The 12,210-nt window shown below is 44.8% G+C and carries 8 protein-coding genes; 7 read left to right on the forward strand and 1 reads right to left on the reverse strand.

Annotated features, from left to right (window positions below; genetic code table 11):
• Positions 1-65: 65 nt before the first annotated feature.
• On the reverse strand, positions 66-1,256 hold the full coding sequence (locus tag NSQ49_RS14470) for an iron-containing alcohol dehydrogenase (RefSeq protein ID WP_251283376.1): 1,191 nt from the start codon (positions 1,254-1,256) through the stop codon (positions 66-68).
• A 167-nt stretch (positions 1,257-1,423) separates the two neighbouring features.
• Between NSQ49_RS14470 and NSQ49_RS14475 the strand changes: the two genes are divergently transcribed.
• The 7 genes from NSQ49_RS14475 to NSQ49_RS14505 all read left to right on the forward strand — a co-directional run bounded on the left by NSQ49_RS14475 (position 1,424) and on the right by NSQ49_RS14505 (position 11,897).
• The gene (locus NSQ49_RS14475) at positions 1,424-2,908 is read left to right on the forward strand and encodes a sigma-54 interaction domain-containing protein (RefSeq protein ID WP_251283375.1); all 1,485 of its coding nucleotides are present in this window, start codon (positions 1,424-1,426) and stop codon (positions 2,906-2,908) included.
• A gap of 198 nt (positions 2,909-3,106) precedes the next feature.
• Positions 3,107-4,408 (forward strand): amidohydrolase, encoded by a 1,302-nt coding sequence (locus NSQ49_RS14480; RefSeq protein ID WP_251283374.1) that lies wholly within the window; start codon positions 3,107-3,109, stop codon positions 4,406-4,408.
• An 11-nt stretch (positions 4,409-4,419) separates the two neighbouring features.
• Positions 4,420-5,841, forward strand: coding sequence for a M20 family metallopeptidase (locus tag NSQ49_RS14485; RefSeq protein WP_251283373.1), 1,422 nt, complete (start codon positions 4,420-4,422; stop codon positions 5,839-5,841).
• Between the two features lie 577 nt (positions 5,842-6,418).
• Positions 6,419-7,966, forward strand: coding sequence for an AbgT family transporter (locus NSQ49_RS14490; RefSeq protein WP_251283372.1), 1,548 nt, complete (start codon positions 6,419-6,421; stop codon positions 7,964-7,966).
• A 20-nt stretch (positions 7,967-7,986) separates the two neighbouring features.
• Positions 7,987-9,261: a M20 family metallo-hydrolase gene (locus NSQ49_RS14495; protein WP_251283371.1), complete on the forward strand. Its 1,275-nt coding sequence runs from the start codon at positions 7,987-7,989 to the stop codon at positions 9,259-9,261.
• A 64-nt stretch (positions 9,262-9,325) separates the two neighbouring features.
• The gene (locus tag NSQ49_RS14500) at positions 9,326-10,564 is read left to right on the forward strand and encodes a M20 family metallo-hydrolase (protein ID WP_251283370.1); all 1,239 of its coding nucleotides are present in this window, start codon (positions 9,326-9,328) and stop codon (positions 10,562-10,564) included.
• A 22-nt stretch (positions 10,565-10,586) separates the two neighbouring features.
• On the forward strand, positions 10,587-11,897 hold the full coding sequence (locus NSQ49_RS14505) for a hypothetical protein (RefSeq protein WP_159863132.1): 1,311 nt from the start codon (positions 10,587-10,589) through the stop codon (positions 11,895-11,897).
• Positions 11,898-12,210 lie beyond the last annotated feature (313 nt).

Below are 12,210 nucleotides of genomic sequence, written 5' to 3' on the forward strand. Positions count from 1 at the left end.
CAAATTGATTTAGTATATTTATAATTTGCCAGGTACCGAAATTAACAGGGAATTACTCGATAAAATCAGCTGTACACATAAGATAATTTGTTGGCCAACTTCTCAAATACCTTTATCAGCTCTTCATAAGAAGGGACTTTTCGATTGGTCAAAATCCCGTTCCCTGACAAGGCATCTCTAGATAAAGCAGAAATTTCTTTTTTCAAATCCTCGAGATTGATAAATTTTTGGCCATCAGTCCATATATTAAATTTAGTATTGTACTCATAAATCAGATGGATAGATTGTTCCGCCAATTCTTTTTGGCTTAATGAAGGGGAAGCTCCCAGAGCAACAGCCACTTCAGCATAGCGCTGTTCTGCAGAGTCCAGACTGAACTCCATTACAAATGGCAGCAGCAGAGCTACACTCAGGCCATGCGGGATATGGAACCGGGCTCCCAGTGACCTTCCTGCCGCATGAGCCAAATTTGTTGATGCATTGGAGAAGGCAATTCCCGCATAGCAGCTTGCTATACTCATATTTTCTCTTTCTTCCAGGTTCTCTCCGTTTTCATAAATAATAGGGAGTGATTTTCCAATCATTCGTATGGCTTCTAATGCAAAAAAGTCTGTCATCCTTGTAGCCCTTGTGGAAACATACGCTTCTATTGCATGTGTTAAAGCATCAAGTCCGGTATAGGCAGTGAATGCCTTTGGCAAGCTCAAAGTTAATTCTGGATCGAGGATAGCTGCGTCAGGAATTAAATCCTTATGGCCTGGATTCATTTTGAGGTTTGAGTCCGTATTCGTAATAACCATAACCTTTGTAGCCTCTGAACCAGTGCCAGCTGTTGTTGGGACTAACAGGAGCGGAAAACGGTCCAGGATCGGTTTATTTACAATTTCTGTCCAGCTAAGATCCTGGCTTTTTCCAAATAGGGATGCGGCTTTTGATAAATCCATCGCACTGCCGCCGCCAATCCCAACGACACAATCTGCTTTAAAATCCTTCATGATTTCCAGAGCGGCATTTACATGTTCAGTTGTCGGTTCACCCGAAAAGGAACTAAAGATAACGCTTTCAATATTCACCTTCTTTAAAATGCCTCTTACCTTTTCATCAAGACTTACGGGTGCTCGTGCTAAAAATGAATCCATCAGCACAAAAACTCTGCTTCCGCCGGTGGAAAGGACAAATTCAGGCAGCTGATTTATACTCCCTCTTCCGGCATGGATGAGGGACGGAAGATCAAGTCTTGCCATATGTATGTCCATATACATCACTCCTTTTTAAGTTACTCGCTAATATTATTTGCAATATTCGTGCCAAACTGAATATTATTGAAAATCAACTGTTTTTATATTGTATAATGAAATGGGTGGTATCAATTTGTAACCATAATGGTGTTAAAAGGACAACTGTTTATAAGGAGGGAGTTCTGTTGGGTTCAGCCGATATGCATAGCGAAGATAGACAAATGTTCGACGAGCTGGAAAAATTACGGATAATAAATGAAAACCTCAAGTCTATTATCCATTTCTCTTCAGATGGTTTATTCGTTGTCGATCGGAATGGAGTTGTATTAGAAGCAAACAAATCCTATGAGGACATGACTGGTATAGCGAGAGAAGAGGTTGTGGGGAAGAACATCAAGGACCTGGTTTTGAATGAATACTTTGATCGTTCAGCTGCGTTAATGGCAATGGAATCAAAAAAGAAAACAACTATCATTCAATTGATTAAGAAGCAAAAGTATTTTGTGGTCACTGCTAATCCTATTTTGGACAAGGACCAGGAAGTAAAAATGATTGTAACCAGCGTGAGGGATGTAACCTATCTGCATCACCTGCAAAAACAATTACGACAAGCTCAGCAGCTGAATGAAAGTCATGCCGATAAACTCACAGCAAGTAATGAGGAAGAGCAGGCTTCTTTAATATACGCCAGTCCCCCTATGCATAAGCTCTATGAAAAAATTAAGCAGGTAGCTCCTTTTCCTACGAATATATTAATAACCGGGCCGTCGGGCACCGGCAAAGAAGTACTGGCGGGCATGATACATCAATTGAGCTCTTCAGATAAAAAAACATTTATCAAGGTAAACTGTGGTGCTATACCGGCTGAATTATTCGAATCGGAAATGTTCGGCTATGCAAGCGGCTCTTTTACTGGGGCACGGAGAGAAGGAAAGCCTGGCTTTTTTGAGCAAGCCAATAATGGAACGATCTTACTGGATGAAATTGGAGATATTCCGTTGCCGCTGCAAGTCAAATTATTGCGCGTATTGCAGGAAAAGACGGTAACGCGTATTGGGGATACAAAGCCAAGAGAGCTTTCTTTTCGATTGATCTGTTCCACTAACCAGGACCTGAGACAACTTGTATTGGAGAAAAAGTTCCGTCAGGATTTATGGTATAGAATCAATGTCATTCATCTTGAAATTCCTCCTTTAAGTGAACGGAGGGAAGATATTTCACCTCTGGTTGAGCACTTTTTAAGTGAATTTTGCCTCCAATATAAAATCCAAAAACAAATACAGCCGGAAGTGGTTGAAATTTTAACCAAGTACGCCTGGCCGGGAAATGTCCGGGAGCTTCGAAATGTAATGGAGTTTTTAATCGTGTCGACTACTTCATTATTCATTACACCTAACGATCTGCCAGAAAATATTAAGGAGAATTGGGATTTTGCCCATCCTTTTAATACAGTTGAAAGTGAAGCCGATTTAACACAGAGAGAACCAGAGCCTAAGAACTTGAAGGAGTCCCTGGACGAGTACGAAAGAAACAGAATTATCGCTGCATTGGACAATTCCAAAAGCATTCGATCAGCTGCTGCTCAGCTGGGTGTCAACCATGCAAATTTAATACGGAAAATGAAACGTTTAGGGATTAAAAAAGACGATATGACGGGAGCGCGGAATTAGGAAGTTCATTAGGACGCGAAATACCCAGCTATTTATATAGCTGGGTATTTCGCTTTTTTTTTGCTCAAGTGTTTTTATACAAAGATTTTTGTTTAATTATTAAATGTTTACTTTGAATTTTCTAACAATATGTGTATAATACATTTAAGGTATTGAAACGGAAAATGTCCGAAATAACAATCAAGAAGGGGGATCTTTATGGACAGCAGCTTTTTAAAGGAAATATCTCCCCAGCTGATCAAATGGCGCCGCACTTTGCATGCTTTGCCTGAACTGGGGTTCATGGAGTATATCACTACATACCGGGTCGGAAAAGAACTGGAAAAGATGGGTTTCAAACTTTATATAGGGAAAGACGCCCTTGAAGAGAATTCCCGTATGGGGCTTCCGGCACAAGCTGATCTTGAGGCTCAAGAAAAAAAGGCGAGGGAATGGGGAGTTGAAGAGTCCTGGCTCGCTCAAATGCGCGGCGGCAATACAGGACTTGTGGCAGTCTGGGATACTGGCAGAACAGGGGATCATGTTGGTTTTCGCTTTGATATTGACGCCCTGCCGATACACGAATCTGCAGATCGTGCCCATCGTCCAGCTCAATATGATTTTGTCTCAAAAGAAGAGAATGTGATGCATTCGTGCGGCCATGACGGACATACTGCCATCGGCCTTGGGGTAGCTCAGTATATCTCTTCCCATAGTGATCATCTTAAGGGCCGTTTTACCCTTTTGTTTCAGCCGGCTGAAGAAGGTGGACGGGGCGCTCGGGCGATGACGGACAAAGGCTGGCTTGATGATGTTGATTATTTTTATTCAGGCCATATTGGCATTAAGTCCCTGCCGGTTGGGACAATCGCTGCCACAACGCCGGGATTTTTGGCTTCGACTAAATACAATGCTTATTTTAAAGGAGTTTCCTCACATGCCGGCATCAACCCGGAACTCGGAAAAAATGCTTTATTGGCTGCAACGACAGCTGCTAACAACCTTTACGCTATTCCGCGCCATCATGATGGCGTCACCAGGGTAAATGTAGGAAAGCTTACTGCAGGGAGCGGCCGGAACATCATACCGGGAGACAGCTATATGGAAATAGAAGTGCGGGGTGAGACACCTGAGATTGCTCAATATATGGCCGAAAAAGCGACACGGATTATTCAGGCTGCAGCAGATATGCATGATGTGTCCTGCACAATCGAAGCAGTTGGAGTTACAGAAGTGGTTGTCTGTGATGAAGAGCTGATTCCGAAAATTACTAAATGGTGTGCAACAAGCGAGCTTGTGAAAGAAGTGCTGCCTTCTGTCCCTGTCTCCGGATCGGAAGACGTCAGCTTTATGATGAACCGGGTTCAAAAGCATGGAGGCAAAGCTACGTTTATGCTGTTTGGGACGAAGCTGGATTTTCCACACCATCATCCTCAATTCGATTTTGAGGAAGAAGCTTTACTGGCTGCGGTCGATGCTTATATTCACATCTTAAATGGCGGTTCGTCCATTAAGAACTAAGGGAGGAAATCATGAACTTTGCAAAACTATTTTTGTCTGAAAACAAAGAAGAATTCGAAAAAATCAGTGAGTATATCTACCATCATCCGGAAACTAGATTTGAAGAGTATGCATCAGCAGAATTCCTGGCATCTGAATGCGAAAAAGCAGGATTCCAGGTGGAACGGAATGCTGGAAATATTGAAACCGCTTTTGTAGCTTCTTACGGAAGCGAAGCTCCTGTTATTGGGTTTCTTGGTGAATTCGATGCTCTGTCCGGATTGGGGCAGGTGCCAAACAAAACTTCGTTCGAGCCAACCGAGCTGAATGTCGGTCATGGCTGCGGGCATAACCTGCTGGGGACAGGAGCTTTTGCAGCAGCCTGTGCAGCAAAAAAATATTTAGAAGAAAACAATATGCCTGGGACTGTTAAGTTCTTTGGCTGTCCTGGCGAAGAGGGCGGCTCCGGGAAAACCTTCATGGTCCGCGAAGGAGTATTTGAAGGGGTGGATGCTGCCTTAACATGGCATCCCTCTCCAGGGAACAGCATCATGAGCTTATCCAGTCTTGCAAACTATCAGGTTTATTTTCGTTTTAAAGGCTTATCCTCACATGCAGCGAACTCGCCTCACCTGGGGAGAAGTGCCCTTGATGCGGTTGAGCTCATGAACGTAGGTGTGAATTACCTTCGCGAGCATGTCGTGCCGGAAGCCAGAATGCATTACGCCATCACCAACACAGGGGGCATCTCGCCAAATGTCGTACAGGCAGATGCCGAAGTCCTTTATCTGATCCGGGCGCCAAAGGTTCAGCAGGTGGATGAAATCTACAAACGGGTTTGCAAAATCGCGGAGGGAGCGGCTCTGATGACAGAAACAGAGCTTACCATTGAGTTTGACAAGGCATGCTCCAACTATATTCCAAACCGCAGCCTTGAAAAAATACTCTATCAAAGCCTTCAGGAAGCCGGCATTGAAAAACCAAACCAAGAGGAAAAGGCATTTGCCGAAAAACTTTGGGCCACCCTATCAGATGGTGAGAAAGAAAGCTATTTAGATATTTTAAGAGGATTTGGCTATGTAGGGGACGGCAGTGAGTTTGAAGGAAAATACCTGGCGGAAACCATATCTGCCTATGAACCTTCCAAAGAAGTCCTTGCCGGCTCTACTGATGTCTCTGATGTAAGCTGGGTCGTCCCAACCGCACAGCTGACAGCCTCAACATCAGCACTGGGGACACCGCTGCATACATGGCAGATGACCACTCAAGGCATCAGCAGCTACGCCCATAAAGGAATGCTCCGGGCAGCAGAAGCTATGGCATTAACCGCTATAAAACTGCTGACAGACCAGGAGAAATTGGAAGCTATCAAAAAGGAATTCGAAAAGTTTAAGGAAGCTAATCCGTACACATGTCCAATTCCTGCAGAAGTTGAGCCTTCAACTTTAAAGTAGGTTCCATTTGGTCGGGAGCGAGGTGAGTCCGAACTAGGAGCAGCTTCGGACAGAAAAAGCGGAAATCCAGGGTAAAGAGTCCGAACTAGGAGCAACTTCTGACAGAAAAAGCAAAAATCTCTGGTTTAGAGTCCGAACCTGGAGCAGCTTCGGACAGAAAAAGCGGAAATCTCTGGTTTAGAGTCCGAACCTGGAGCAACTTCGGACAGAAAAAGCGGAAATCTCTGGTTTAGAGTCCGAACCTGGAGCAGCTTCGGACAGAAAAAGCGGAAATCTCTGGTTTAGAGTCCGAACCTGGAGCAGCTTCGGACAGAAAAAGCAAAAATCTCTGGTTTAGAGTCCGAACTAGGAGCAGCTTCGGACAGAAAAAGCGGAAATCTCTGGTTTAGAGTCCGAACCTGGAGCAACTTCGGACAGAAAAAGCGGAAATTCCGGGTTAAGTGTCCGAACTCGAAGCAGCTTCGGACACAGAAAGTAGAAATCCAAAACACCTGTCCGAACAAGGACGCCGCATGGGAAACAAACGCAGCTTCATTTACCAGTAACAAATCCAAAAACAGAAAAGCGAGGGGAGTATATGAAAACACAAAAGCAAGGAGAGAAAGTGGTATCAGAAAACACGAAACCAGGGATTGCCCAGCGATTTCTTAATGGAGTCGAAAAGGTCGGCAACAAGCTCCCGGATCCATTCATATTATTTGCCGGGCTCGCAGTGCTTGTTATTATCGTTTCAGCCATATTTAGCGCCTTTGGTGCTACTGTTGTCCATCCGGGATCTGGAGAGGAGCTCGAGGTTAAGAACCTGGCATCTGCAGAAGGCCTGAATTTCATCCTGACTTCCATGCTCGATAACTTCACCGGATTTGCGCCTCTTGGACTGGTTCTGTCCATGATGCTCGGGATCGGTCTTGCCGAGAAAGTCGGCATGCTGGATTATGCCATTAAGAAGACGATTTTAAAATCTCCGCCTGCATTAATCACGTACACTGTTGTGTTTGTCGGGATCATGGGGAATATTGCATCAGATGCTGCGATGGTCCTGGTTCCGCCGCTTGCCGCAATGGTCTTCTACAAAATCGGCCGCAATCCAATTGCCGGTTTGGCTGCAGGGTATGCATCCGCAGGTGCCGGTTTTACAGCAAACCTGCTCATTGCGGGAACGGACGCACTGTTGGCAGGGATTTCAACAGAAGCTGCCAAGATTATTGACGAAAATATTGTCGTTACACCAATTGATAACTGGTATTTTAATATTGTTTCCGTATTTGTTTTAACCATTGTCGGGGGACTAGTCACGACGAAGTTCATAGAACCGCGTCTTGGAGAATACAAAGGCGATGAGGTTAAAGAAGCAATTAAGGAAGATCCGCCTAATGCAGGCAAGGCATTGCGGAATGCAACGATTGCCGGGTTCGCCTACATTGCCCTTATTGTGGGAGCGATCCTTATACCAAATAGCCCATTAACCAATGAAGATGGAGGTCTGGTTCCATCTCCATTCCTGGATGGCATTATTCCAATTATTCTCTTCTTCTTCATCATTATCGGTACTGTTTATGGAATAACAGTTGGAAATATTAAGAGCAGTAAAGATGTTGCCAATTTTATGGCTGAATCCATGAAGGATATGGCGTCTTATATTGTCTTAATCTTCGCAATCGCCCAATTTATCGCTTACTTCAGCTGGTCTAATATCGCAACCTGGGTAGCAGTAAATGGAGCAGAATTTCTAAAAGACGTGGAATTTACTGGAATTGGCCTAATTATCGGCTACATCATTTTTACAGCTTCCCTGAACTTCCTGATCACTTCAGGTTCAGCTAAGTGGGCGCTTGAAGCACCTGTGTTTGTGCCAATGTTTATGCAGCTTGGCTATCACCCTGCGTTTACGCAAGTGGCTTACCGTGTAGCAGATTCATCAACCAATATCGTGACACCAATGATGCCATATATGGTTATTGCCCTGGCGTTTATGCAGAAATATGACAAAAAAGCGGGAATTGGAACATTCATTTCTTTAATGCTGCCGTACTCGGTTACGTTCCTGATCACTTGGATCATGATGATTTTAGTGTTCGTTTTCCTTGGAATTCCGTTTGGTCCGGGAATCGGCCCGTATCTATAAAAATAGGATGTGATTAAGTAGTGAGTAATCTTGAAAATCAACTAAAAAAGTGGAGGCGCGATTTTCACCGTTACCCGGAAGGAGGATTCCTGGAAATGCGCACAGCCTCCATTGTCGCATCAATCCTGGATGAACTTGGCTTCGGGCTTAAAATGGGCAGGCAGGTAATGTCCGCTGATTATGTTATGGGTAAGCCGAACCAAGAGGAAACAGCAGCACACTACCAATGGGCTCTCGAAAATGGGGCAATAAAAGAGTATATTGAACCCTTCAAAGAGGGATACACCGGTATTGTCGCGACGATGGATACGAAAAAGGAAGGCCCGACCATCGCCTTCCGTGTGGATATGGATGCATTGCCGATCCATGAATCAGAGGAAGACAGCCATTTTCCTCAAAAAGAAGGATTTAGCTCTTCAGTTCCAAACACCATGCACGCCTGTGGACATGATGCCCATACAGCGATCGGGCTTGGGCTGGCAAGCTTAATTGCTGAACATAAAGAGAGCCTAAAGGGGAAAATCAAACTGATTTTTCAGCCCGCCGAGGAAGGCACCCGCGGGGCTCGTTCAATGGCCGAAGCAGGTGTTGTTGATGATGTGGATTATTTAATTGCCTCACATGTCGGCACAGGAGTTCCAGATGGGCAGTTTGTGGCATCAAAAAACGGATTTTTAGCCACGTCAAAGCTTGATGTAACGTTTAAAGGAGTTTCATCCCACGCAGGCGGAAATCCGGAAGAAGGGAAAAATGCCCTGCTGGCAGCTGCTTCTGCCGCTTTAAATATTTATGCTATTCCGCGCCATTCAGAAGGGGCAACCCGCATTAATGTGGGTGAATTGCATGCAGGCTCAGGCCGCAATATTATCGCAGATAAAGCGGTGCTGAAAATTGAAACACGCGGGGAAACGACAAAAATTAACGAATATGTCAAAGCCCAGGCTGAAGCTGTTATCGCAGGATCTGCCCAAATGTATGGAGTAGTGTACGAGATTCAGACTGTGGGCGAAGCCATTAGCGCTCAAGGATCAAAAGAGCTGGCCAGTGTCCTGCATTTATGTGCACAAGAAGCTGACTATTTAAAAGAAAGCATTCTTGAAGACGGTTCACCGGCAGGCTCTGAGGACGCAACCTTTTTTATAGAGCGTGTTCAGCAATCTGGAGGGCAGGCCACTTACTGCATTTTCGGGACAGAACTGGCAGCTGGCCATCATAATGAAAAGTTTGATATTAAGGAAGACACGATGTTGAATGCCGTCAAGCTGCTGTTTGAAGCTTTAAAAAAATTACATTAAGGGACTGATGAGGCAGAGCAATCTGCCTCATTTTCTTCATGATATTCGAGGAGGAGTACGGAGAATGAAAGAATGGCTGGATAAGCACCTGAAAGCATTGAACTTAACTGACAGCATGAACCAGACTGATGGGTTCTGCAGACTAGGCTACACGGAAGAAGAATGGATGTCCATTGATGTATTTGTTTCCCTTGCAGAGGATATGGGGCTCAAGGTTCGAAGAGATGAAGCGGGAAATGCGATTGCCCGCTGGGAAACCGAAGATTCTTCACCTGCAGTTGCTGTAGGCTCTCATGTGGATACGGTGAAAGGCGGAGGGGGATATGATGGAGTGGCTGGTGTCCTTTGCGGTCTGGCAGCCGTGAAGTCTTTAAGGGATGAAGGGTTTCAGCCTGCTGACCCAATAGAGGTCATTTGCTTTGCTTCTGAAGAATCAGCCCGCTTCGGCGTATCCACCATCGGCAGCAAGGCTATGAGCGGACTTCTTAATAAAAAAGAAGTGGAAGATGTATCAGATGAGAATGGTATTACCATCCGCCAGGCAATCGAGTACATAGGGCTTTCATGGAATGTCATAGACGCAGCTGAACGGACTGAATCTGATTTAAAAAGTTTTATTGAGCTTCACATTGAGCAGGGAACGAGGGTGGAGGATGCTGGTGCAGACTTTGGAGCAGTTACGGCAGTTGCCTGTCCAATTCGCTTAAAGGTCATTATCAATGGTCAAATGGGGCACACAGGGACGACCCCGATGGGCAAACGAAAGGATGCCTTTGTCGCGGCGGCACCTCTCGTTTCGTTTATATCCGAGAAAGCTCTTGCTTTATCGGATTCAAGTTCCGTGCCGATTGTGGCAACTGCAAGCACCTTTGAACTAAAGCCTAACTCCATGAATGTGATTCCAGGAACGGTTGAGCTTGGAATCGATATCCGCAGTGTGGACGATTCACTGAAAAAAGAAATGGAGAAGCTTATCCGTGAGAAATGTGATCAGCTTTCAGAATCCTTTGGTGTTAAAATAGAAGTAAAAACGCTTGTTCATAATCCATCCATTCAGCTGGATGAGGCAGTGATGCGGAGATTGCAGCATTCAGGCGAATCGTTAGGATATAAAGCATTGGTGCTTGAAAGCGGAGCAGGCCATGATGTCATGAATATGGCGGCCAAATGGCCTTCAGGGCTTTTATTCATACCATGCAAAAATGGCCTCAGCCATCATCCTGAGGAATTTGCAGCGATTGAAGATCTGGAAATGGGTACAAAGATTTTGGCCCATTATTTAAAAATGGAAACAAGCAGATAAAGATAGAAGCAGGTGGAAAGTAATGAAGATTCGCGTTGGGGTAGTGGGGCCGGAAGACTCCGTTGGACACATTCTTGCCTTGTCGCGTGAATACAGCGAGCTTGAAATGACTCCATATGTTTATAAGGAAACAAAAGAAACAGAAAACATCATCAGGGACCATAAGGCGGAAATCGATTTATGGTTTTTCTCCGGACAGGCCCCTTATTATTACGCACGTTCTAAAGGGCTGATTGGGGAAGAAAATGCCCAATTTCCCCCTCTGTATGGCTCCAGCCTTCTGGGCACACTCCTTGAAGCTCATATCAGGGAGGGCGGATTTCAGCAGGCAAGCTTGGACACCATTCAGGAATCCGAGTTAGATATACTTAAGAACACATACTTTTTAGGAGATTTGAACATTCATACTTTTTCCTATCATGAATACGAGCCGGCAGAGGAAATCATCCGTTTTCATCAAAAGCTTTATGAGGAAGGAAAAACGGAGGTCGCCTTAACATGTGTTCAGGAAGTCCATGATCGGCTCAGGGCGCTGGGGATCCCCTGTTACCGGGTGGTGCCGTCTCCTGTCGCAATCAAACTGGTGCTCCGCTATTTAAGGGAAAGAGGCCAGTCCAATTGGTATAAGCGCTCGCAGATAGCGATTATGGGCATGGAAGTCGTTCATTCTGCAAATTCACTGGATGAGCAGCATTTTACCTATGAAATGAAGCGGCATGAGCTGGAAATGAAGCAGGTCCTGCTTGATTATGCCGAGAAGGTCCAGGGCTCGTTTGTGCAGATCGGGGATGGCCTATTTTTTATCTATACAACCCGTGGTGAAATGGACATGCACTTTCAGGAGGATTCCATGTATTCTCTTATAGAAGAAGCGAAATCCCACAGCAAGCTGAAGGTAAGAATCGGTGTGGGTTATGGACTGACGGCATATGATGCAGAGCAGAATGTCAGGCTGGCCCTTCAATATGCACGGGACCAAAAGGCCTCCCCTGTAATAAGCATTGATGAAAATAAGCAAATAAAGGAACACCTTTCAGAAAGCGGCAAAGAGGCGATTGCCTATCAGCAGCGAATATGGGGAGAGGAATGGGAAGAACGATTTAAGGAAGCGAAAATCAATCCGGCAATCGTATCCAAAATTGATTACCTCTCAAGGCATTACAAAAAGAAGATTGTTACTGCGCAGGAAGTTTCCAGGTGGCTCAAAAATACTGAGCGCAACTCGAGAAGAATTATGGCGGAGCTCGAGCGCCTCGGTCTCGCAAAAGTAACGGGTGAAGAACAGCCTGGGCAGCGCGGGCGGCCGCGGAAGGTTTATGAGTTAAGGTTTTGACTTAAATGAAATCAAGAGAACGCGCAAATCAAAAATAACTGATTCTCAGCAAGGTTCCCCCTATTCTTTGGGATTATGGGGGACTTTGATTTTCCCGTAAAAGGGAAATAAGAAAAAAACGTAAATTCAATCAAACGTTTGATTGAATTTATAGACCAGGAGCAAAATACAAGAAATTCAGTAGTCCACAAGCTTAAATTCGGCATTTGCCAAAATCAAAAGGATCTCAATAAGATTGGCTCTAATTGGCACGAAATAGTTTGAATATTTTGTAGTTGACTTTAAAACCACTTTCAATTATCCTAAAAGGGAA

Source organism: Cytobacillus sp. FSL R5-0377, from assembly GCF_038004385.1.
In the GTDB taxonomy this organism is placed as follows: Bacteria; Bacillota; Bacilli; order Bacillales; family Cytobacillaceae; genus Cytobacillus.

Coding starts and splice junctions, on each gene's coding strand:
- NSQ49_RS14500 (WP_251283370.1), top strand. CDS start 9,326: ATGAAAGAATGGCTGGATAAGCACCTGAAAGCATTGAACTTAACTGAC.
- NSQ49_RS14485 (WP_251283373.1), top strand. CDS start 4,420: ATGAACTTTGCAAAACTATTTTTGTCTGAAAACAAAGAAGAATTCGAA.
- NSQ49_RS14470 (WP_251283376.1), bottom strand. CDS start 1,256: ATGGACATACATATGGCAAGACTTGATCTTCCGTCCCTCATCCATGCC.
- NSQ49_RS14505 (WP_159863132.1), top strand. CDS start 10,587: ATGAAGATTCGCGTTGGGGTAGTGGGGCCGGAAGACTCCGTTGGACAC.
- NSQ49_RS14490 (WP_251283372.1), top strand. CDS start 6,419: ATGAAAACACAAAAGCAAGGAGAGAAAGTGGTATCAGAAAACACGAAA.
- NSQ49_RS14480 (WP_251283374.1), top strand. CDS start 3,107: ATGGACAGCAGCTTTTTAAAGGAAATATCTCCCCAGCTGATCAAATGG.